The sequence below is a fragment of the Humibacter sp. genome, assembly GCF_051954055.1.
Taxonomy (GTDB): Bacteria; Actinomycetota; Actinomycetes; order Actinomycetales; family Microbacteriaceae; genus Humibacter.
The window spans coordinates 1-22,339 of sequence record NZ_JBQCIE010000012.1 but is presented as its reverse complement, the minus strand read 5'-3'; the positions used below and the strand labels follow the sequence as shown (position 1 = coordinate 22,339).

Annotated in this window: 20 protein-coding genes; 7 read left to right on the top strand and 13 right to left on the bottom strand. The window is 68.1% G+C overall.

From position 1 onward, the window contains the following. Position 1: 1 nt before the first annotated feature. The 10 genes from ACTHNC_RS01020 to ACTHNC_RS00975 form a co-directional block, all read right to left on the bottom strand. On the bottom strand, positions 2 to 3,952 hold the full coding sequence (locus ACTHNC_RS01020) for an ABC transporter ATP-binding protein (protein ID WP_440292726.1): 3,951 nt from the start codon (positions 3,950 to 3,952) through the stop codon (positions 2 to 4). Further along, complete coding sequence (locus ACTHNC_RS01015; RefSeq protein ID WP_440292725.1) at positions 3,949 to 4,413, bottom strand: MarR family winged helix-turn-helix transcriptional regulator; 465 nt, start codon at positions 4,411 to 4,413, stop codon at positions 3,949 to 3,951. The genes ACTHNC_RS01020 and ACTHNC_RS01015 overlap by 4 nt, the downstream gene beginning before the upstream one ends. 140 nt (positions 4,414 to 4,553) lie before the next feature. Continuing rightward, a complete protein-coding gene (locus ACTHNC_RS01010) occupies positions 4,554 to 5,588 on the bottom strand; it encodes a Gfo/Idh/MocA family protein (RefSeq protein WP_440292724.1) in 1,035 nt (344 codons plus the stop codon). Then, entirely contained in the window at positions 5,585 to 6,337 is a 753-nt protein-coding gene (locus ACTHNC_RS01005; RefSeq protein WP_440292723.1) for a ThuA domain-containing protein, read from the bottom strand. The genes ACTHNC_RS01010 and ACTHNC_RS01005 overlap by 4 nt, the downstream gene beginning before the upstream one ends. Before the next feature lie 241 nt (positions 6,338 to 6,578). Beyond that, the gene (locus ACTHNC_RS01000) at positions 6,579 to 7,505 is read right to left on the bottom strand and encodes an aldo/keto reductase (protein ID WP_440292722.1); all 927 of its coding nucleotides are present in this window, start codon (positions 7,503 to 7,505) and stop codon (positions 6,579 to 6,581) included. 133 nt (positions 7,506 to 7,638) lie between these two features. Continuing rightward, a complete protein-coding gene (locus ACTHNC_RS00995) occupies positions 7,639 to 9,276 on the bottom strand; it encodes a phospholipase C (protein WP_440292721.1) in 1,638 nt (545 codons plus the stop codon). A gap of 49 nt (positions 9,277 to 9,325) precedes the next feature. Then, complete coding sequence (gene efeB / locus ACTHNC_RS00990) at positions 9,326 to 10,561, bottom strand: iron uptake transporter deferrochelatase/peroxidase subunit (RefSeq protein ID WP_440292720.1); 1,236 nt, start codon at positions 10,559 to 10,561, stop codon at positions 9,326 to 9,328. Further along, positions 10,558 to 11,748 (bottom strand): imelysin family protein, encoded by a 1,191-nt coding sequence (locus ACTHNC_RS00985; protein WP_440292719.1) that lies wholly within the window; start codon positions 11,746 to 11,748, stop codon positions 10,558 to 10,560. The genes efeB and ACTHNC_RS00985 overlap by 4 nt, the downstream gene beginning before the upstream one ends. A 112-nt stretch (positions 11,749 to 11,860) precedes the next feature. Next, a complete protein-coding gene (locus ACTHNC_RS00980) occupies positions 11,861 to 13,048 on the bottom strand; it encodes a MarP family serine protease (protein WP_440292718.1) in 1,188 nt (395 codons plus the stop codon). Positions 13,049 to 13,141: 93 nt separating this feature from the next. Beyond that, positions 13,142 to 14,638: a glycosyltransferase family 39 protein gene (locus ACTHNC_RS00975; protein WP_440292717.1), complete on the bottom strand. Its 1,497-nt coding sequence runs from the start codon at positions 14,636 to 14,638 to the stop codon at positions 13,142 to 13,144. A 119-nt stretch (positions 14,639 to 14,757) separates the two neighbouring features. Here ACTHNC_RS00975 and ACTHNC_RS00970 point away from each other — a divergent pair, with 119 nt between their 5' ends. The 7 genes from ACTHNC_RS00970 (at position 14,758) to ACTHNC_RS00940 (ending at position 20,408) form a co-directional block, all read left to right on the top strand. Continuing rightward, positions 14,758 to 15,288 (top strand): putative immunity protein, encoded by a 531-nt coding sequence (locus ACTHNC_RS00970; RefSeq protein ID WP_440292716.1) that lies wholly within the window; start codon positions 14,758 to 14,760, stop codon positions 15,286 to 15,288. A 202-nt stretch (positions 15,289 to 15,490) separates the two neighbouring features. Then, positions 15,491 to 16,753: an ABC transporter ATP-binding protein gene (locus ACTHNC_RS00965; RefSeq protein ID WP_440292715.1), complete on the top strand. Its 1,263-nt coding sequence runs from the start codon at positions 15,491 to 15,493 to the stop codon at positions 16,751 to 16,753. Further along, the gene (locus tag ACTHNC_RS00960) at positions 16,750 to 17,985 is read left to right on the top strand and encodes a polyamine ABC transporter substrate-binding protein (RefSeq protein WP_440292714.1); all 1,236 of its coding nucleotides are present in this window, start codon (positions 16,750 to 16,752) and stop codon (positions 17,983 to 17,985) included. The genes ACTHNC_RS00965 and ACTHNC_RS00960 overlap by 4 nt, the downstream gene beginning before the upstream one ends. Continuing rightward, a complete protein-coding gene (locus ACTHNC_RS00955; RefSeq protein ID WP_440292713.1) occupies positions 17,982 to 18,935 on the top strand; it encodes an ABC transporter permease in 954 nt (317 codons plus the stop codon). The genes ACTHNC_RS00960 and ACTHNC_RS00955 overlap by 4 nt, the downstream gene beginning before the upstream one ends. Continuing rightward, positions 18,932 to 19,789 (top strand): ABC transporter permease, encoded by an 858-nt coding sequence (locus ACTHNC_RS00950; protein ID WP_440292712.1) that lies wholly within the window; start codon positions 18,932 to 18,934, stop codon positions 19,787 to 19,789. Before ACTHNC_RS00955 ends, ACTHNC_RS00950 begins: the two co-directional genes overlap by 4 nt. 56 nt (positions 19,790 to 19,845) lie before the next feature. After that, complete coding sequence (locus tag ACTHNC_RS00945; protein ID WP_440292711.1) at positions 19,846 to 20,040, top strand: type II toxin-antitoxin system VapB family antitoxin; 195 nt, start codon at positions 19,846 to 19,848, stop codon at positions 20,038 to 20,040. Continuing rightward, a complete protein-coding gene (locus ACTHNC_RS00940; protein WP_440292710.1) occupies positions 20,037 to 20,408 on the top strand; it encodes a type II toxin-antitoxin system VapC family toxin in 372 nt (123 codons plus the stop codon). The genes ACTHNC_RS00945 and ACTHNC_RS00940 overlap by 4 nt, the downstream gene beginning before the upstream one ends. 13 nt (positions 20,409 to 20,421) lie before the next feature. Here the strand turns inward: ACTHNC_RS00940 and ACTHNC_RS00935 are convergent, their stop codons facing one another. The 3 genes from ACTHNC_RS00935 to ACTHNC_RS00925 all read right to left on the bottom strand — a co-directional run. After that, positions 20,422 to 20,865 (bottom strand): type II toxin-antitoxin system VapC family toxin, encoded by a 444-nt coding sequence (locus ACTHNC_RS00935; protein ID WP_440292709.1) that lies wholly within the window; start codon positions 20,863 to 20,865, stop codon positions 20,422 to 20,424. After that, entirely contained in the window at positions 20,862 to 21,098 is a 237-nt protein-coding gene (locus ACTHNC_RS00930; protein WP_440292708.1) for a ribbon-helix-helix protein, CopG family, read from the bottom strand. The genes ACTHNC_RS00935 and ACTHNC_RS00930 overlap by 4 nt, the downstream gene beginning before the upstream one ends. 368 nt (positions 21,099 to 21,466) lie before the next feature. Beyond that, on the bottom strand, positions 21,467 to 22,339 hold an 873-nt coding region (locus tag ACTHNC_RS00925), incomplete at its 5' end, for a helix-turn-helix domain-containing protein (protein ID WP_440292707.1).

Below are 22,339 nucleotides of genomic sequence, written 5' to 3'. Positions count from 1 at the left end.
TTCACGTGGTCGCGAGCTCGAACGCCCGCCACATCGCGGCGTAGGCGCCGTCACGCTCCAGGAGTTCGTCGTGCGAGCCCACCTCGATGACCCGGCCGTGGTCGAGCATCACGATGCGGTGTGCACCCATCGCGGTCTGCAGACGGTGCGCGATGAGCACCGTGGTGCGGTCGCGGGCGAGGCGGTGCATGGCATCCGTCACACGTGCCTCCGTGGCGAGGTCGAGGTTGCTGGTCGCCTCATCGAGCAGCAGGATCGCGGGGTCCACGAGCTCGGCTCGGGCGAGCGCGATCAGCTGCCGCTGCCCGGCGGAGAGCGACTTGCCGCGTTCGGCGATCGGCGTGTCGTAGCCGTACGGCAGCGTCTCGATCATGTCGTGGGCGCCTACCGCGCGGGCGGCATCCTCGATGGCGGTGGCGGGGGCATCCGGCCGCCCGTACGCGATGTTCTCCGCTACCGTGCCGGTGAAGAGGAAGGATTCCTGCGGCACGTAGCCGAGATTGCGCCGGTAGTCGCCGAGGTCGAGCCTCCGCAGGTCGATGTCATCGGCCAGCACCGCGCCGCGGTCCGGGTCGTAGAAGCGGGCGAGCAGCTTCATCACTGTCGACTTTCCTGCACCGGTCTCGCCGACGAGCGCGACGGTCTCCCCCGGGCGGATGCCCAGCGCGATTCCGGCAAGCGCCTCCTGCGGTCGTCGGTGCGCGGCGTCGCGGGAGAGCGGGTCGCGGGCATCCCGCGGTCCGCGCAGCTCGGTCGAGACCGCCCCTGTCGGGTAGGCGAAGTGCACGTCGTCGAGCGCAACGTCGCCCGTCAGCCGGCGGACGGCGATGGGATGCTCGGGCGCGGGCGTCAGCGTCTCGAGCTTCATGAGACCAGAGATGCGTGACACCGACACTCGCGTCTGCTGCCAGGCGTCGAACACCTGTGAGAGCTGCTGGATCGGCGAGAAGAACATGTCGATGTAGAGCAGGAACGCGATCAACGCGCCCGCCGTGAGGTTGCCCTGCGCGATGAGTGCTGCGCCGAGGCCGAGCACGATGGCGTCGGCGATGGCGGAGAGGAACTGCACGAACGGGAAGTAGATCGCGACCAGGCGTTGCGCCGCGACGCGGGAGCGCAGGTAGGCGCTGCCGTGTCCGTGGAAGCGGCGCATGGTCGCCTCCTCGTGGGTGAACGCCTGCGACTCGCGCACACCGGACAGGCTCTCCTGGAACGCCGCGTTGACGATGGCGATGCGCTCCCGCGAGAGGTCGTAGAGCCGGGACGAACGACGGCGGAACCACATTGTGGCGATGGCCAGCGGGATGACCACGGTGAGCACGGCGAGGCCGAGCGGGGCATCCACGATGACGAGCGCGACTCCGACACCGACGAATGTGACGAACGCCACGAGCGCTCCGAGCAGACCGTTCTGCAGCAGCGACTCGAACTGGTCGATGTCGGTCGTCATGCGTGTCATGATGCGGCCGGCCATCTCGCGTTCGTAGTAGTCGAGCGAGAGCCGCTGCAGCTGCGCGAACACCCGGATGCGCAGCGACAGCATGATGCGCTGGGCGGCGCGTCCGGTGATGAACGACTCCGCCATGCCGTTGAACAGGTCCGCGATCGTGATGACGAGATAGAGAGCGGATGCCCCGAACAGCACGGCTGCGACGCCTCGGGTGACGCCGTCGTCGATCCCGGTCTTGACCACGGCGGGCCCGAGGAGTCCGATGACCGCGTCGATCACGACGAACACGAGCGCGAGCAGCAGCGGACAGCGGAACTCGCGCAGCACCTTGCCGAGGGAGAAGTCGCGCTCGTGGCGCGCCTCGCGGTCGAGGTCGATCTCGGGGAAGTCCTTCACCGGGGGAAGCGCGGCGACCCTGGCCAGCAGCTCGGGGGTCGGCGCGAGGCCGGCGCCCATGCCGCGCATGCCGCCGCCTCCGCCGCCGAGCCCCATGCCGATGCCGGTGGCCCGCACGCTGCCGCGCCGCGCGCCCGTTGAGTGCGCGGAAGCAGCACCGCCCACCCCGCCGGTTGAGTGGCGGGCGGCGCCAGCCGGCGGCGTATCGAAACCAGCCCCTTCGGCGTCGTCGGGTCTCGATACGCGTCGCCCTTCGGACGGCGCTACTCGACCGGCGGGAACAGTGTCGACGTCGGCACCCGCTAGGGCGTCGATTTCGCCGCGGCGTGCGGCATCCGTGGAGCCGAACAGGGCGCGGTACGTGTCACTGCGGTCGATGAGCTCGTCATGCGTTCCCTGGTCGACGAGGCGGCCGTGCTCCAGTACGACGATGCGGTCGGCGAGGTGCAGCGTGGAGTGCCTGTGGGCGACCAGCAGCACCGTGCGGTCCTCCATCACGCTGCGCAGCGCGTCGTGGATGGTCTGCTCCGTGCGGGCGTCGATGGCGCTGGTGGCATCGTCGAGCACGAGGATGGCCGGGTCGCGCAGAATCGCTCGCGCGAGCGCGATGCGCTGCCGCTGTCCGCCGGAGAGGCTGAGCCCGCGTTCGCCGACCACGGTGTCGTATCCGCGGGGCAGATCCATGATGAAGTCGTGAGCCTGCGCGGCGCGTGCCGCGGTCTCGATCTCGTCGTCGGTGGCATCCGGTGCGCCGTAGGCGATGTTGTCGTGCACCGACTCGGAGAACAGGAACGCGTCTTCGAAGGCCATGCCGATGGACTGCCGCAGCGATCCGAGGCGGATGTCGCGCACATCCGTTCCGCCGATCGCCACACCGCCCGCGTCGGGGTCGTAGTACCGCACGAGCAGGCGTCCGACGGTGGACTTTCCGCTTCCGCTCGCGCCCACGAGCGCAACGCGCTCCCCCGGTCGCACGCTGAGCGAGAAGTCGCGCAGCACGGGCGTCTCGGGCTCGTAGCCGAACGTGACGTCGGTGAACTCGATCGTGCCTGGCCGGACGGGGAGGTCGACGGCGTCGGGCGCATCCTGGATCGCCGGCGTCAGGTCGAGCAGCTGGAAGATCCGCTCGAGCCCGGTGCGCGCCATCTGTCCGATCGTCAGGATGCCCGCCAACTGCCGCGCGGGCGCCATGAGCTGCGCGATGTACGTGGAGAACGCGAGGAATGTGCCGAGCGTGATGTTGCCGCTGAGGGCGAGCCATCCGCCGAGCGCGAGGATCCCGACCTGCCCGAGCACCGGGACCGCCTCGAGCAGCGGCTGGTACCGCGACTGGATGCGCACGGCACGCATCTGCGATCCGTACAGCGCGGAGGCGGTGGCGGTGAGACGTTCCAACTCGCGTCGCTCCTGCCCGAACGCCTTGACGACGCGCACGCCGCCGACGTCTTCGTCGACGATCTCGGCGAGGTCGCCCTCCTTCTGCTGCCCGTCCCACGTGGCCGGGAAGACACGGCGGCGCATCCGGTAACTGACGATGAGCAGTGCGGGCAGCACGGCGAGGCTGATGATCGCCAGCAGTGGCGAGAGCACAAACATCACGACGAGCGAGAGCACCATCATGAGCACGTTGCCCGACACGAGCGGCAGGAAGTTCAGCAGGCCCTGCACGAGCGCGGAGTCGGAGTTCGCGCGGGCGACGAGCTGGCCGGTGGGCATCGTGTCGAGGGTGGCGGCATCCAGTCGCTGCAGCTTGTCGTGCATCTTGTTGCGCAGGTCGTTCTGCACGTCGAGCGCGACGCGGCCGCCGCGGTACCTGCGCAGGTACGCGAAGCCGAACGCGATGACGGCCAGTCCGACGAGCAGCGCGAGCCACGGCAGCAGCGGTGCGGACTTGTCGATGATGACGCCGTCGACGATCTGACGGGCGATGAGCGGTGTGGCCACCTGGCACGCCGACCCGAGGATGGCCGCCGACACCGCGATCGATACGTTCACCCGGTGGCGCCAGAGGTAGTGGCCGAGGCGGCGCAGCCATCCGGGCTTGGCTGCCTCGCGTGGGGATACCGGTCGCTGATCGGCCTGGTTGCGATCCTGCGTCTGGGTCAAAGGGCAGCCCCCGCCGCGTGCCGCGCTGCTGCGATGAATGCCTGCCTTCGCTCGATCGCAGGTTCGAGCGACGCCAGTGCCGTGAGCGTGGCGGCCGGGTCGTCCGTGTCGTCGACGAGCTGCGTCACGACCGCAATGAGCGCCTCTTCTGCCGATGCGCGCGCAGCTTCTCCCGTCGTGGTGAGCACGAGGTCGGTCGCGCGTTGGTCGGCGTCGTGAGCCTGTTTGGTGAGCAGTCCGCGCCGCACGAGCGAGTCGACCGTGGAACTGATCGCCGGTTTGCCGAGCGCCAGCCGATGCGCGAGCCGCGACGCCCGAGCCTCTCCCTCCGCCACTGCGGAGAGCACCCTGAAGTCCGCGAGGCTGAGGTCGGGCAGCGAACGCTCCAGAATGCGAGAGGCGCGGGTGAGCGCGTTGACCGCGGCGCGGGCATCGGCCTGCCGCCGAGATGGTTCGATCACCGAACCATCCTAAAGCGGCGTGCGCAGCTGCGGGCCGCGTCTCCATTTCCGCGAGACTGCATGCCTACCCCGAAACAGCGGGTAATGACCACCGTCTCGGGGTAGGCGTGCAGTCTCGTGATGAAACCGGGCGCCGCGGCCTACCCCAGGGACACCTCGTGGCCGCTTTCGGCTGAGCGGTAGCACGCGTCGATGAGCTCGGCGCGACGCAGGCCGAGGGATCCGTCGTGCTTGGTCCACTCCGCCTCGCCGGCGCGGATGGCCGCGACGAACTCGGCGACGACCTGGTCGTGTCCGCCGTTGTCGCCGGGAGTCGCCTCGTAGTCGGCCACCACGCCGTCCTCGTTGCGGAACACGGTGAATTCGCTGGTGACGTAGTCGACCACGCGCAGTTCGGCGCCGCCTTCGGTGCCGTACACGGTCATCCAGTACACGTTCTCGTGGCGCGAGAAGCTGTCCCAGCTGGTCTCGAGCGTGAGCGTGACGCCATTCTTCAGGCGCACGAACGCGATCGCGATGTCTTCGACGTCGAATCCCTCCAGTGCCTTCGTGCCGAGCTCCGCGTACGTGGATGCCGACACCGTCGCCACCTCCGGCTCGCCGAGCAGGTGCAGTGCGTAGTCGATGACGTGCACGCCGAGATCGAGCAGCGGCCCACCTCCCGACAGCTCCTTCTTGGCGAACCAGCCGGATGCCGGGATGCCGGCGCGGCGCGACCATCCGGCCTTGGCGACGTACGGGGTGCCGAGCTCGCCGGAGGCGAGGATGCGCCCGAGCTCGGCGATGTCGCCGCGCAGGCGATGGTTGAACACGACCTGCAGCACCCGCCCGGATGCCCGCGCCGCCTCGACCATGCTGCACGCGTCGTCGACGCCGGCCGCGATCGGCTTCTCGGTGAGCACGTGGATGCCCCGCTGCAGCGCTGCGATCGACACCGGTGCGTGCAGGAAGGTCGGGGTGGCGATGCTGATCGCATCCAGCTGCACCGCATCGAGCATGCCTTCCCAGCGCTGGAACGTCGCCGGGATGTCGTACTCGGCCTGCAGCGCCGCGACCTGGTCGGTCTCCATCGCAGCCAACGCCGCAATCTCCACATCCTCCAGGGCGGCGAAGCCCTTCAGGTGCTGCTGTCCGGCCCAGCCGGCACCGACGACTCCGACCTTCAGCTTGCTCACGCGCGCTCCTCCTCGTGCTCCGACGGCTGCGCGAACCAGTCCCGCGGCGGGTTCGCCACCTCGGGCACCTGGGCGACACCGCGTGCCGGAGCCGCCCAGCGCACCGCGTTCGCGAGAACGTCGCGCACATCCTCGTGGTAGAACACCGGATACTCCTGGTCACCGGGACTGAAGTAGAACACCTTGCCCAGCCCGCGGCGGTACGTGATGCCCGATCGGAACACCTCGCCGCCGGAGAACGAGCTCACGAAAACGAGCTCGTCCGGCGTCGGCACATCGAAGTACTCGCCGTACATCTCCTGCTCACCGATGATGAGCGGCGACGGGATGCCCTCGGCGATCGGATGCGACGGGTTCACCGTCCACACCAGCTCGCGTTCGGCCTCGTTGCGCCACTTCAGGGAGCACGTCGTCCCCATCAGCCGCTTGAAGATCTTCGAGAAGTGTCCGGAGTGCAGCACGATCAGCCCCATGCCGGCCAGCACCCGCTGCTGCACCCTCTCGACGACCTCGTCGTCGACCTCGTCGTGCTTCATGTGGCCCCACCAGAGCAGCACGTCCGTGGCATCGAGCGTCTCCGGATCGAGCCCGTGCTGCGGCTGCTGCAGAGTCGCCGTGCGGATGCCGGCATCCGGCAGACGCGCCGCCAGCCCCTCAGCGATCGCACTGTGGATGCCGTTCGGATAGATCGCCGCGATGTCCGGCTGCGTCGTCTCGTGGAAGTTCTCGTTCCACACGGTGATGCGCATGGTGCTCCTCGTTACGTGAAGGGTGGATGTTGGATCGGCCGCGCCCGCCGCGCCACCGTTCAGGTCGCAGTTTCTGTCGGAATTCGTTCCGGGATGCGACAGAAACTGCGACCTGAACGAGACGACGTTCGGATCGAATCGATTCGAGCCGTCGGCCAGAGTACGCGGGACGGCCGCGGTCGTGCAAGGCTCGGCCGGCTTCGATACGCCGCTTCGCGGCTACTCGACCGGCGATGAGGCGCTACGGGAGGGTGTGACCGGCCGCGGTGAAGAGGCGGTACCACTCGGGGCGGGTGAGCGGCAGGTCGGAGCCGGCTGCGGCATCCTTCACGCGCTGCGGATTCGTGGTGCCCAGCACCACCTGCATGTTCGCGGGGTGGCGGGTGATCCACGCAACGGCGATGGCGGTGGGGGTCACGCCGTAGGATGCCGCGATCTCGTCGATCGCGTCGTTCAGCTCCGCGTGGTTCTCGCGGTCACCGAGGAAGACGCCGTCGAAGAACCCCTTTTGGAACGGAGACCACGCCTGCAGCGTGATGTCGTTCAGGCGTGCATAGTCGAGGATGCCGTTGTCGCGGTCGATCGACTGGTCGAGCCCGTTCATGTTCGCGGCGATGCCCTGGGCGATGAGGTTCGCATGCGTGATGCTCAGCTGCACCTGGTTCACGACGAGTGGCTGCCGCACGGAGCGCTTCAGCAGCTCGGTCTGGCCCGGCGTCTGGTTCGAGACGCCGAAGTTCCGCACCTTGCCTGCGTCGTGGAGCGTGCTGAAGGCATCCGCGATCTCGTCCGGTTCCATGAGCGTGTCGGGGCGGTGCAGGAGCAGCACGTCGAGGTAGTCGGTGCGGAGCGCAGCCAGTGATTCGTCGACCGACTCGAGGATGTGCTCCTTCGAGAAGTCCCAGAAGCCGTCGCGGATGCCCACCTTCGACTGGATGTACACCTGCTCTCGTTCGGCACCGGTGAAGCGCACCGCATCGCCGAAGCGCCGTTCGCACGCGTGGTCGCCGCCGTAGATGTCGGCGTGGTCGAAGAAGTCGATCCCGACGTCGCGGGCGGTGCCGACGAGCGTGCGGATCTGGTCGTCGTCGAGGTCACGGATGCGCATGAGGCCGAGGATGACGTTGCTCGCCTCGATGGAGGTCTGCGGCAGGGTGAAGGTCTTCATGTCTTCATGATTGCGGACGGAGCGCGCTCCGGGTCTAATCGATGTTGCCGTGGTGTGCTCCCCGAGCGAAGGCGGCCCGTTCGCTCGGGGAGCTGGTCCCCGCAGGTTCAGTGCAGGTGCTTCAGAACAGAGCTCACCGGGGTCGGACGTGCACAGGAACGACCTTCGCGACCGATCCGTCATCGGCCAGCAGTACCGCTCGCTGCTGCGGGTGGTTGAAGTCGAAGAATCCGTCCAGCGATCCGGCTCGCTTGTCGAACGACGAGTCGCCGATGCGTCCGGTCGACCAGTTGTCCTCGATGAACTTGGTGATCGAGGTCTGCTCGATCGCGGTGTGGTCGATGTGGTTCTGCTTCGAGTAGGGCGAGATCACGAGGAAGGGGAGGCGCTGGCTCGGCCCGCAACGGTCCGCATAGCCGCCCGCCACAGGCGCAGACGAGGTCGAGCAGATCGCGGAGTCGTTCGAGGCATCCTTCGATCCGTTCAGGATTGTCGGCGCCACGTGGTCGTACCAGCCGTCGGAGTCGTCGTAGTTGATCACGATCGCCGTGCTCTTCCACTCCGGCGACTTCTGGATGGCGTTGATCTCCTTGACCAGGAACTTCTGCTCATCGAGCGGGTCGGAGTAGCCCGCGTGACCGTCCTGCGCCTCGGCCGCCTTGAGGAACGAGACCGCCGGCAGGTTGTTCTGACGTAGTGCGGTGTCGAACGCCGTGAGGCCGTACTGGTGGTTCGCCTGGTCGGTGCGGCCGATCATCCGGTCGCTCGACGGCGGCAGGTGGTGCGGGTTCGACGTGGACTTGTAGTACGCGAACGGGTTGTGGTGCGGCGAGTAGTCGACGGATGCCGCGCCTGCCACGTTCTTCGAGGTGGCGCCGCAGACGGCGTAGTGGCCGTTCGTGCCGTCCCACTTGGCGGTCGGGGCGAATCCGCCCTGGAACCATCCCCAGGTCACGTTCTTCGCGTTCAGCAGGTCGCCGATGTTCTTGCCGGAGAGCGAGGCGAGCGCGTTGGACGACGTGTGGTTGTTGTCGGCGCAGTCGTCGTAGGCGGGGTCTGGATCGTTGATCACCGTTCCGACGCCGTTCGCGTCGGGCGAGGCGACGGTGTAGGCATCCGGTGTCGCGGTCTGCTGCCCGGTCTTCGGGTCGATCGAGGTGACGTCGTGCGTCTGCCCCGAGATGAGGTTCAGCGCACCAGGGGTGGACGGCCCGAAGACGGTGTCCCATGCGTTGTCGCTCATCGAGTAGTTCTGTGCGTAGTTCCACAGACCGGTGACGGTGTTGCCGTCGTAGTAGTCCATAGCGAGGCCCGGGCTGCCGTACATGCCGGTGCAGGTGTCTTTGCTGGTGTACTCCACGAATTTGTCCATGGCGCCGCCGTTCTCGGCCTTCTGCTCCGCGCCGTACCCGTGGTTCTGGTCGCACGTGACGGCCTGTGCCGGCGTGAGCCGCTGCGGCGAGTAGGCGTTCGGGTTCGAGGCGATAAGCCCGGCCCTCTGCATGGTGTTCGCGGCGGGCGTTCCCGGTGCTGCGGTGAACGTCGTGCCGTCGGTGTTGGCCGCGTTCGGGTACGTGCCGAAGTAGTGGTCGAACGAGATGTTCTCGTCGAACAGCACGACCAGGTGCTTGATCGGCGTGGTCGTCTTGGCTGAGTCGTCGGGCTGATGGGCGGACGCCGGTAGCGCGACGGCCACCGTCGTCGCGATCGCGGCGAGCGCGACCGGAATGGCGGCGACGCGCAGGGTGCGTCGCCCGAACACCTTCGGCATTCGTTTTCCTTTCATCGGGAAGGGATGCTGTCGGCCCGTGCGGATGCGTTCAGGCCAGCAGCCCGCTGGCGTACCAGTCGGCTCTGTGGCGCACGCCCGGCAGCGCGAAGAAGTAGCCGCCGCCGGTCGGCGAGATGTAGTCGGCGAGCGGTTCGTCGGCGAGCCGTTTCTGCACGGTCACGAACTGGCGCTCGAGGTCCTGGTTGAAGCAGTTGAAGATGAGTCCGTTGTCGAAGTTGCCGTTGACGTCGATGCCGGAGTCGTAGTTGTATCCGCGACGCAGCATCTGCTGCTTCGCCTGCTGGGGCGACCGGTTGTTCGCCAGCCGGATGTGGGCATCCAGTTGGATCACGTCACCGGTCGGGTCGGTCTCGTACCGGGGATCGTCGTGCTCGTGAGTGCCGGTCAGAGGGGCGCCGGAGTCGCGTCGGCGGCCGATCATGTTCTCCTGCTCGTGCAGCGAGACGCGATCCCAGAACTCGACGAGCATGCGGATGATCCGCACCACATGGTATGAGCCGCCCTCGACCCAGCTCGGCTCGGCTGCGCCCGCATGCGTCCAGACCAGTTCGTCGGGAGCGGATGCCGTCGCCAGCGCGGGTGCGGACGTGCCGTCCTTGAATCCCATCAGGTTGCGCGGCGTGCCGGACGGCCGCGGAGGCGACGAGAACCCGTCTTTCCGCCAGCGCGGTTGCATCGCGCCTCGGGTCGCTCGCGCGATGTCGCGGAGTGCGTGGGTCACCGTGTCGGGGTTATTCGCGCAGAGCTGGAGCAGCACGTCGCCGTCGCAGGAGGCGCGGTCGAGGTCGTCGTTCGGGAAGTCCTCCATGGTGCGCAGCCGATGCGGCTTGAGGCCGGAGAGCCCGTATCGGTCGTCGAAGACGGATGCCCCGAGCGAGACGGTAACGGTCAGCCCGTCGGCGGGCACCTGCGGTCCGAGAACCCCGGAGTCGGCGGGAGGAGCCGTGATGCCGACGGTCTGCGGCGTTCCGCCCACGGTGAGGAAGCGTGCCCGATCGGTGATGGCCTTCATCAGGTCGGTGAGTTCGACCCGACCCGATGCCGTGAGATCGAACGCGGCGAACGTCGCATTGCGCTGCGCCGGCGTAAGGACGCCCGCCTGGTGCGCTCCGTGGAACGCGTACGAGGCGGCCTTGGAGGCGGCGCCGGGTTCGGCCGACGCGGCGGCAGCCGGTTCGGCCGACGCGGCGGCCGCGATGGGGGCGGCGATGCCGGCGCCAAGGAGGCCGTGCAGGAAGCCGCGGCGGGCCAGCTCGGCCGTCACGACGCCGACCTCCGCACGTCGCAGATCGCGGCGATCGGTGCGAGGAGTTCGAGGGTGGCGTCGACGTGCGCGTCGAGCTGCTCGCGCTGTGCCGTCGTGAGGGTGTTCAGCGCTGCCCACGAGCCGTCCGCTTGACGGAACGACTCCAGGAGGTGCTGCGTGGCCGCGATCGCGGCATCCGTCTTCGCCAGGTCGGGGTAACGGGTCTTCAGGATGCCCCGCAGCGGTCCGAGCGCGTGCACTGTGCCGGTGAGGTTGGCGTCGACGGTGGCGAGGTTGCTGTGGCTGCCGGCATCCGTCTTGCCCGTGAGCTCGAACTGCAGGGCGTTCTCCAGGATCTCGTGAGCACGAAGCCCGATGTCGAGCGGGTCGATGCGGGCGTTCGGGAAGTCAGCACGCAGCGCGGCGACGTCGTTCCCGAGTCGGGTGGTGTACGGCGCTATCGCCGATGCCTGAGCACCGGAGAACAGAAGCGCCTCGATCTTGTGGAACCCGGTCAGCTCGGGATCGTCGAGCGCCGTGCGCCCGGAGGCGGGCCTGCCGTTGATGGCGGTGTCGGCGTCGCCGAACGCGCCATAGGCGGCGCCGAGCGTCTCGTACTCGAGGTGCGCGATGAGCCAGTCCGTCTTCGCTCTGCCGAGGTCACCGGATGCCACGTCGGAGGCCAGCCGGTCGGTCTCGCTCTGCAGTACGGGCAACCGGCTCTCGATCCAGGCGCCGTACTGCTTCGAGGCGGGGATGAGGTCGTTCTGCGTCACCGGGGGGATACCGGTGGTCGCGTGCGCGACGTGCTTCGGGCCCGACACGGTGACGACCGGTCCGGCGATGGGATCCGCATCCGCCGGCAGGCAGACGAAGCGGTACCTGCCGGCGCCGAGCACCGCTTGGCCGCGTCCAGTCGTTCCGGCGCCGAGGGCCTCGAGGTCGAGGTAGACATCCTTCGTCGCCGCCGACTGCAGGTAGACCTCCATGCCCGCGATCGAGGTGTTCGTCACGTCGAACGTCTGCACGCCGGCGGTCGGCTGAGACCAGCCGGTGCCGCAGCCGGAGATGCCCGCGTCAACGAGGTAGGCATCCGAATGCCTGTCACTCGGTCGAGCGCGCGTCACGAGCGTGAGCACGACGCCGGCCGCGATGACGACGACGATCGCGCCCGCCAGTGCCCCGTACTTCGCCCCTTGCCGCACGGGATGTCATGCTGGCACCCGATTCGGGCGGGTTCACCGGGCGTTCATCGAGTTCACGCAGTGTTCAGCGAGTGCTCGTTCGGATGCCGATGGGCGCGGGTAGACCGCCCGTTCACTCCGACGTGCAGACGCCGGTCGCGACCGGTGTCGGCCCCGCCGTGGAGAGCACGGGGCGCACCTCGCCGAGGGTGAGCGCGTAGCCGGTGTCGGCATCCGTCGTCGAACGGGCGAAGACCATGCCGACCACGTCGCCCCGGTCGTCGAAGAGCGGCCCGCCCGAGTTGCCGGGGCGCACGATCGCTCGCAGCGAGTACACATCGCGGATGACCGCGTCGTGCTGGTAGATGTCCGTCCCGGCGGCCGTGAGCTCACCGCGGATCCGCGCCCCGCCCACCGTGTACGGGCCGCCGCCGGGGAAGCCTGCGACCACGGCAGGATCTCCCGCGGCCATGGTGCCGCCCATCCGGAGCGCCGGCGCACCGAGGCCGGGCACTCGAAGCACGGCGACGTCGCGGTCGGGGTCGAACGCGACGACTGATGCCTGGTACGAACGGTCGTCCTGCGAGACGACCTCCACCGAGGAGGAGCCGGCGACGACGTGTGCGTTCGTCACCACGACGCCGGATGCCTCGACCCAGCCGCTTCCGCTGGATTCCATGGAGCAGCTCGACTGCACTGCCTCGACCTTGACCACGCTCTGCGACTCGGCCCGAACGGCGGCCGGGATCGTCGGGTCGGGCGCCGCGGTGTCGGGAATGGTCTCGTTGCCGGAGAAGACCTTGGGGAGGCCCGCGCCGGCGAGCGCGTCGTCGAGCGCTCCGAGCGCTGTCGCCGGAGGCACCGGCGCGATGTCATCGAGCACCGTCACGATGCGGGAAGCGGATGCCAGTTGCGATGCCGGGTAGATCGACGACGACTGGGCGAATCCCGCGACGAGCCACACGACGGCGGCCCACGCGAGCAGGCCGACGACCGCACCGCCGGTCGCGTCGATGCCGTTCAGGGCGCCGCGCCGACCGATGCGGCCACGCAGCACGGCACCGAGACTGGATGCCACGCCGTAGAGAACGGAACCGCACACCAGCACGACGACGGCCGCGAGAACGGTGCGGGCGATCATGCTGCCGTGGCCGACGGGCATCACCCATCCGACCATGAGGGGAGCGAGCAAGAGCCCGATCCAGAGTCCGGCGACGAGGCCCACCATCGAGAGCGCAGTGACCAGCGCTCCGCGACGCCAGCCGATTGCGATAGCGGCGACCGCGGCGAGCGCGAGCACGATGTCGACAGCGATCTCCACGACATCAACTCTCGCCGGTCATGCTGTGCGGGTGCTGGAGCGGCCGCCGGGAGGCTGTGAGGTTCGGCGGGCGGCGAGTGCGATCACGCACCGTCATCCCAGGTGCGCGAGCCGCTGCATCAGCGTGCGAATGCTCACCATCGGACCGGTGCACACCGCGATCGGCTGGCCCTGCTCCTCGTTGTCCATCCCGACGAGGTCGTCGAGCCGCCCCTCGATCGCGCAGTGCCGGAACAGTTGCTCGGCACGAGGAAGCTCGGCGCCGACGAACACGAAGCGGGTCGTGGATGCCGTGGGCTCGCCGAGCGAGGCGAGCGCGTTGTGCCCGCTGAAGACGGGAGGCGATCCGGGCGGCAGATAGCGCTCGAGCGCACCGGCCTCGCCGTAGTTCGTGGCGATGATGGCCGTGCGCGACGAAGGCGCCTCGCGGACGACGTGGTCGATCTCGGCGACGTACTGCGGCCATCCGACCTGATCCCGGATCGCCTGATCGATCGCCCCGATCGGCGTCTTCGCACTCGTCGCCACCGGTAGAACGGGCAGGGAGAGAAGGATGCTCACCGCCCCGTCGAGCACGATCGCCGCGATCACGAGACCGATCCGCCAGCCCGCGCGACGGGCCCAGTCGGCGGCGGGCACGCATCCGATCGCGAAGACCACGGCGAGGATGCCGTAGCCGTAGTACACCTGCGAGCCGGCGAAGAACACGAGCGCGATGACGACGAAGAAGGCGATCGGCAGCCATCGAAGCGACCGCCACTCCTTGCGGCGCAGCAGGGCGACGATGCCGGCTATCCACACCGGAACGACGAGCGGACCGAGTTCGATCAGGATGAACGGCACGAGAAGCGGACGCACGTCGCCGCTCTTCTCCGCCGCGAGCGCTGCGCCCATCTGCAGTTGCGGCCATCCGTTCACCGCCTGATAGATGAGGTTCGGTGCGCCGACGACCAGGGCGACGGCGATTCCGGCGTACGGCCACCAGGAGGCGAGCGCCCGTCGCGGACCCATGATGAGGATGCCCGCCGCAATGCCGACCAGCAACATGGCGATCAGCAGCTTGTTGTACATGCTGAGGCCGACCACGACGCCCGCGACGACCCACCACCAGGGCTGGGTCCGGGTGAAGACGCGGATCACGAACAGCAAGACCGCCGGCCACACGATGAGATCGAGCGATGCCGTGAACAGCGAGTGCCCCATCACGAGCGTGACCGTGCCGAACGCGTACCCCCACGCGGCGAAACCCTGCGCGAGCGCTCCGCCGCCGACCTCCCGCGTGATCAGCGCGACGATGCCGACGGATGCCACGGCGAACAGGATGGCGGGCACGTGCATCGCCCACGGCTGGTCGCCGAGCGCGAGGGTGGCGTGCGCGATCAGCGGGGTGAGCGGTGGCTGGTCCACGTAGCCCCACGCCGGCGGCAGCATGCGGAAGTAGAGCTCGTCGCGGTGGTACCCGTACGCGTTGGCGGTCGCCCCGAGCAGGAGCAGCAGCGCGCCCATGGCGGAGAACACGGGCAGCCAGGCGTACCGGGGCAACGCACGGTCGCCGCGGAGAAGGGATGGTGCGGCGACTGTCGCCGTCATGGTGCACATGCTAGCGGGCACCGGGCCCGCCTCGACCGATCATGAGAAGGTGCTGACATGCCTTCCCCGTCCCTATCGCTATCCCACCCGCCGCTCCGCGGCGCGCGGGTCCCTTCGTGATGGGGGCCCACTCCCTGAGCGAGCACGACCGCCGGATCGTCGCCGGCTGGGCCGCCGACTGTGCCGAGCGAGTTCTGCCGCTCTTCGAGACAGAGGTGTCTGACGATGGGCGTCCGCGTGACGCGATCGCCCGGGCGCGCGCCTTTTCGCGCGGCGAACTCGGAGCGGCCGAGGAGATCAGGCGGCGCTTCATCGCCGGCCGCGCCGCGCACGCGGCGGACTCAGCGGCAGCCGTCGCCGCTGCGCGTGCCGCCGCGCAGGCATCCGGTGTCGCGCACATGGGAGCGCACGCGCTCGGGGCGGCGGCGTACGCGGCGCGGGCCGCGGGACTGGCCGCACCGGAGCGCCCGGACGCCCTCGAAGACGAAATCCGATGGCAGCTCGAACACCTGACCCCGGAGGCGAAGTCGGCGCTCCTGCAGCTGCCGGCCGTCGGCGAGGACTCGGGCGGTCCGCTCGGTCCCGGACTCCTCGCCTCCGGAGAGCTCGGAGCAATCATCCGGCGGCTGCAGGAGGGCCTCGTACGCTAGTCGCTGCGCCGGGCTCGAACCACGGCACCGGACGAAATGCCCGGAGACTCCGTCGATTCACGACCGAAATTGTTCGATGCGCCAAGCTGGGGCTTGGCAGAATGACACAAATCGTCCGGCAGCACCCCTCGGCACGAAGCTCCGCGACGGAGCGCGAGCATCGACGCACCTCGCTGTCAGACGGTCGTTTCGAAGGAGAACAATGACGACCCTGGCGAGCGACAGCGCGGCATCCGCCCTTTCCGACGCATCCGGCGGAACGGGCGAACCGGCCATCTCGATCCGGCACGTCACGAAACGGTTCGGCGATGCGATCGCGGTGGACGATATCGACCTGGAGTTGAAGCAGGGCGAGTTCTTCGCGCTGCTCGGCCCCAGCGGATGCGGCAAGACCACCACCCTCCGCATGGTCGGCGGGTTCGAGCTGCCCAGCCTCGGTCACATCTACCTCGACGGCCGCGACGTGACGATGCTCCCGCCGTACAAGCGGGACGTGAACACGGTGTTCCAGTCGTACGCGTTGTTCCCGCACCTGACCGTGTTCGACAACGTCGCGTTCGGGCTGCGGCGCCGCAAGGTGGCGAACGCGGAGATCCGCGAGAAGGTCGAACGCAACCTGGAGATGGTGGGCCTGAAGGGGTACGGCAAGCGCCGTCCGCTGCAGCTCTCCGGCGGTCAGCAGCAGCGCGTCGCACTCGCCCGCGCCCTCGTTAACGAGCCGAAGGTGCTTCTGCTCGACGAGCCGATGGGTGCTCTGGATGCGAAGATCCGCAAGACGATGCAGCTGGAGCTCAAGCGCATCCAGCGCGAGGTCGGGATCACGTTCCTCTACGTGACGCACGACCAGAACGAGGCCATGTCGATGGCCGACCGGCTCGCGGTGATGAACACCGGACGCACCGAAGACATCGGCTCGCCCGACCGGGTGTACGACCGACCGGCCACGCAGTTCGTCGCCGAGTTCCTCGGCACCTGCAACGTGATCGCGCCCCAGTTCGACGGAGCGCAGCCGGACGGCACGGCCGGCGCACTTCGACTGCCCGACGGCAGCCGGCTCGACGTCAGCGGCGTCGACGGACGCCTGCCCGTGGGCGCGCGCATCGGCATCCGCCCCGAGAAGCTCGTCGTGACCCGAGCGGATGCCACGAGCCGGCAGGTCGAGCCGGGCTCGGTTTCGCAGTCCAACACCGTGCTCGGCACCGTCGTCACCGCCACGTATCTCGGTGCTAGCACCGAGTACGAGGTGTCCACGCCGTGGGGTGGAGTGCTCAAGGCCTTCGCCCAGAACCTGGCCGACTCCTCGCGCGCACGCCCCGGTGAGCAGGTCATCCTCACCTGGGATCCCGGGCACGCCTTCGTGCTCGCCCCCTCCCCCGAACCGACACCGCTCGCCGCGGAGAAGGAGCGGGAGGCTGCGGAGGCGGACGCAGAGGAGCCGAACCGGACATCCGGAGCCGCATCATGACGCCTCGCCACGACCCCGCGTTGTGGCGAGGCCTCACCGAGGCGCGGCTCTCCCGGCGCACCATGCTGGGGGGCGTGCTGGGCGGTGTCGGCGTAGCAGCCCTCGGGTCGGCGCTGGCGGGATGCAGCATCCAGGGCTCCGTCTCGAGCCAGGCGCAACAGAAGGTGGACTGGCCCGCGTTCTGGTCGAAGCAGAAGGCGACCAATCGCCTGAACTTCGCGAACTGGCCGCTCTACATCGACCAGGACAAAGGCAAGTTCCCGTCGCTGCAGAAGTTCACCAAGGCCACGGGCATCCAGGTGAATTACCAGCAGGTCATCCAGAACAACGCTCCGTTCTACGCGACGGTGGCGCCCCAGCTGCGGGCACACGAGTCGACCGGGTACGACATCGTCGTGATGACGAACGGGTGGGAGCTGACCGAGATGATCGGCAACGGCTTCGTCATGGAGCTGGACCACTCGCGGCTGCCGAACTTCGCGAAGTACGCGGCGCGGAACGTGCGCAATCCGCCGTACGACCCCGGCAACAAGCACTCGGTGGTGTGGCAGACCGGGTTCACCGGGATCGCCTACAACTCGAAGCTCATCGACCGGCCCATCACGAGCTTCAAGGATCTGCTCGACCCGGCCTTCAAGGGTCACGTCGGCATGATGAGCGACAACACCGAGCTGGGCAGTGCCGCGCTGCTGGCGATCGGCGTCGAGCCGACGAAATCGACACCGAAGGACTGGCGAAGGGCTGCGGCGTGGCTGAAGAAGCAGCAGCAGCTCGGGCAGGTCGCCGGGTACTACGACCAGAGCTACATCGACCGGCTCTCCAACGGCGACACCTGGATCTCGCAGGCCTGGTCCGGTGACGTGTTCCAGGCGATCGCCGGCGGCAACAAGCACCTGAAGTTCGTCATCCCCGACGAGGGCCAGATGATCTGGCACGACAACATGATGATCCCGATGCAGGCCGAGAACCCGCTGTCGGCCCTGAAGTGGATGGACTTCTACTACACGCCAGAGGTCGCAGGCATGGTCGAGGACTGGGTCAACTACGTGTGCCCGGTGCCTGAGGCGAAGGACTACATCCTGAACGAGCTGGACGATCCGAAGGTCGCGAACAGCCCGCTCGTGTTCCCCGACCCGGCCACGGATGCCAAGTCGCACGACTTCTACGTGTTCAGGAACTACAACGAATACGACGAATGGAACAAGGTGTTCAACCCTGTGATCCAGTCATGACCACCGTCACTCCCACACTCGCCCGCCCCGGAACACCCACCGAACAAGCGCCGCTGGAGCGCAAGGATGGCCGGTTCCGCCGCAGCCTGATGCGCCACTCGACCCCCTACCTGCTCGGCCTCGTCGGCTCGGCGTGGTTGCTCATCCTGTTCGTCATCCCGCTCGTCTCGGGCCTTGCCGTGTCGCTGATGACCGGCAACCCGCAGGACGGCTACACGTTCACCTGGAACTGGAGCGTCTACTCCGACCTCTTCGTGAACTCGGATGTCCCCTACCTCACGTTCCTCATCCGCGGTCTGCTGTACGCGGTGGCGGCCACCCTGATCACGATCGTCGTCGGCTTCCCGCTCGCGTACTTCATCGCGTTCCGGGTCTCGCCGCGCTGGAAGAACGCGCTGCTGCTGCTCGTGATGCTGAGCTTCTTCGTCTCGTTCGTCATCCGTACCGACATGTGGGCGTTCGTGCTCTCCGACCAGGGCCCGGTGCTCACCGTGCTGCGCGACCTGCAGCTGGCGGGCAAGGACTTCCACATCCTCGGCACGAACGCGGCGGTGATCGGCGGGCTTGCGTACAACGATCTCGCGTTCATGGTGCTGCCCATCTACGTGGCGCTGGAGCGCATCGATCCTCGCTTGATCGAGGCATCCGCCGACCTGTACGGCAACAAGACGGCGACGTTCACGCGCACGATCCTGCCGCTCACCCGCTCCGGGATCTTCGCGGGCGTGCTGCTGGTGTTCATCGACTGCGCCGGCGACCCGGTGAACGCGTCGCTGCTCGGCGGCACTCACACGTACGTGATCGGGCAGGCGATTCAGGATGCCTACCTCACCAATCAGCAGTACAACGTGGCCGCGGCTCTCTCGACCGTGCTCATGATCGTGCTGGGCATCATCCTCTTCGCGTACGCCCGCATCGCCGGCACCGACAACATCGAGGACCTGGTATGACCGCCGCGAACCCGCTGGCCACGCAGCCGGTCACCACCGCGCAGCCGGTGCACGAGCCCATCGGCGAGCGCCGCGACCGCAAGCGACCGCTGCTGCCGATCATCTACTGGGTCGTCATCGGCATCACGCTGATCCCGATCCTGGTGATGATCGTCTACAGCTTCAACAACACCCCGACGAACCGCATCACGTTCCAGTGGCACGGTTTCACGACCTACTGGTACCAGAACCTCACCCAGGTGAGCGGCCTGGGCGACTCGTTCCTGGTGTCGGTGGAGATCGCGGTGCTGTCGGCGATCATCTCGATCGCGATCGGGGTTCCGCTGGCGATGGCGCTGGAGCGTCATCGATTCCTGTTGCGCGGGCCGCTCAGCGCTGTCGTGTTCTCCGACATCGCCGCACCGTCGATCGTGGTCGGTGCTGCGTCGCTGTCGTTCTTCCTGTCGTCGGGTGTTCCGCTCGGATACCTGACCATCCTTCTCGTGCACGTCACGTTCTGCATCGCGTACGTGGTGGTCGTCATCCGTGCTCGCCTGTCGGGCATGGGCAAGGTGCTCGAGGAGGCCGCGGGCGACCTCGGCGCCAACCCGTTCACGGCGTTCTGGAAGGTGACGTTCCCGCTGCTGCTGCCCGGCATGCTCGCCGGCGCCGCGCTGGCTCTGGCGATGTCGATCGACGACTACGTGATCACGAGCTTCGTCGCCGGCCCCACCGTGACGTTCCCGCTGTTCGTGTACGGCGCAGCGAAGGTCGGGCTCCCGCCGCAGGTGCTGTGCTTCGGCACGATCATCTTCGTGGTCGCCCTCGCGGTGGCCCTGCTCAACGGGCTGGTGACGCGCCGCAGCCGCGGCTGAGGAAGCTCTGCCTCTCAACGCGTATCATTGATGCATTCTGTGATGCGGGGGCGATCATGCGGACAACCGTCACACTCGACGACGAACTGATGAAGAAGGCGGCCGAACTCACCGGCCGCGATGACACCGGCTCCCTCGTGCGTCTCGGCCTCGAGGCTCTTGTCGCTCGGGAGAGCGCGCGACGACTTGCCTCGCTGGGCGGCAGTGATCCCGAGGCATCCGCTCCGCCGCGGCGTCGCCCTGCCGCATGAGTCTCGTTCTCGTCGGCACCTCGGTGTGGATCGACCACCTCCACCGCAGCGACAAGATGCTGGTCCCACTGCTCGAGGCGAACCTGGTGGTCGGTCATCCCTTGGTCATCGGTGAACTCGCCCTCGGAAGCATCCGAGAACGTGCAACGGTTCTCGAACTGCTCGCCAGACTCCCGCAAGCACCGGAGGCCTCGAACGACGAGGTGCTGACATTGATCGAGAATCGGCACTTATTCGGCAAGGGATTGAGCATCGTCGACCTGCACCTGCTCGCGTCGGTCCTCGTTGCAGGCGACGTGCGACTCTTCACGCGCGATCGGCGCCTATCTGGCGCGGCCGACGACGCAGGCGTTCGCTGGACTGGCTAGGCCGAGTGCCTGCTCAAGTCCGGCGCGGCAGCAGACGCAGTCGTTCGGCGGCCTCGGTGGGAGACTCGGCCAGATCGGATTGCAGCAGCAAGCGGTCGGCACTGATCAGGGCGATGCCCAGTTCGTGCGCGGCCGCAGCCCAGCAGGCGTCGTAGAACGACAGACTGTGCGTGTCCGCGAGGGTCGCCGCCGATCGCAGCATCGCCGAATCCACCACGACCGGCGGTCCGAGCACGACCGCGAGATCATCGAGCTGGTCCGCGACATCCGTGGCGCTCCAGTGCAGAGCACGCGAGAGCACGTTGCCGACCTCATACACGGCGAGATCGATCACGTGCGCCTGGATCTCGCCCCGCAGGTGCGCTGAGCGAAGGGCTCGTGCCGCATCCAGCTCGCTCTCGCCCTTCGAATGAAACCACTTGATCAGTACCGACGTGTCGATGAGAACGCGAGTCACCGGCGCGCATCCCGATCGGTGCGCACGAGCTCTGCGGCTTCGAAGACACCGGAGCGATCGAAACGCGTCGTCGACCTCGCGATCGCCGCATCGATCGCTTCGGGCTGTGGTCGCCTCAACTCACGACGGGCCGCCTCGGCGAGAAACGCGCTCCGGCTGCTGGAGCGGCGGCGCGACTCCTCATCGATCTCGGCGAGCAGGTCGTCGGGCAGCGAGACCATCACCTTAGACATAACCAGAGTATAGCCCAGGGTATTGCCGTGCAAATTGCTGGCGGACTGCTGGCCGGCGTTCCCGCAGACTTTCAGCCATGTCTCACAAGGTGCGGGGTGCCTGCGACCGAACCACAGGTTTGGAGACAGGCTCTTGCAACGTGTCTCCATAGTTGCGGGCTGTGCCGCGCGAACCCGCTTGACCTGTGACGTGCCCCCGGCTAGCGGCCCTCAGTGTTCGCGATACGCGCTCAACTGACTCAATCGGCTCGGCAGAGCACGCGAGCGTGCTCTGCGCTCGGCTCAGTCGTCAGTGTTCGCGCTACGCGCTCAACTGACTCCATCGCCTCGGCAAAGCGAGCGAGCTCGCTGTGCGCTCGGCTCAGTCGTCAGTGGCCGGTGCGGCGGGCGAGCAGGGCGGCGTGCAGAGCGCTGACCACCTCGCCGTCGTCGAGCGAGACCGCCAGTAGATCCTCGATCAGGGCGATGCGCTGGTAGAACACGGACCGGGACAGGTGGCTCGCGGTTGCCGCACGGGTGCGGTTGCCCGGGTAGGCGAGATACGCCGTGAGCACGTCGAGCAGGTCGCCTCCGCGACGCAGGTCGTGCTCGATCAATGGGGCGAGCATGCGTTCACTGTGCGCCTGCAGCCGCGGATCGCTGCCGAACGAGTTCAGCAGCCGCAGCAGCGGGCGGTCCTCGACGCGCACGATGAGTGGGCCGCGGCGCTTGTGGTCGTCGCGCGGGGTCAGCAGCTCGGTCGCCTGCTCGACGGATGCCAGCAGCCCTGGCACGCCGTCGGCATCCGCTCCGATCGCCACGGTCACGTCGGCCGGCGGAGCGTCCGCTGCCTTCGCGACAGCTGCGGCGAACGACTGCAGCACCTGGTCGGACAGCCTGGTCCCTGAAGGCAGGGACGCGATGATCACGCTCGTGCCGGCATCCATCGAGGGATGCGGCGCGGTGATGGCCGGCACACCGAGCTCTCGCACCGCAGTCGCCGCGGCAGTCGCGCCCTGAGCGCTTCCGCGGACCCGAGCGGCGAGGCCCAGCAGGGTTCGGCCGGCTACCGGGACGCCGCTCGCCTCGAGCCGGTCCGCGAACGACGCCTCGCCTGCGACTCGCCTGCCGAGCAGAGCAGCGACGATGCGTTCATGGCTGGTGCGCGTCCACTCGTCGGCACCGTGGTCGGCGAGGCGGCCCAGAGCGAGAGCGATCGCTGCCTGCTCGAGCACGTTCGTGCGGCCGGCCAGATGCGCACG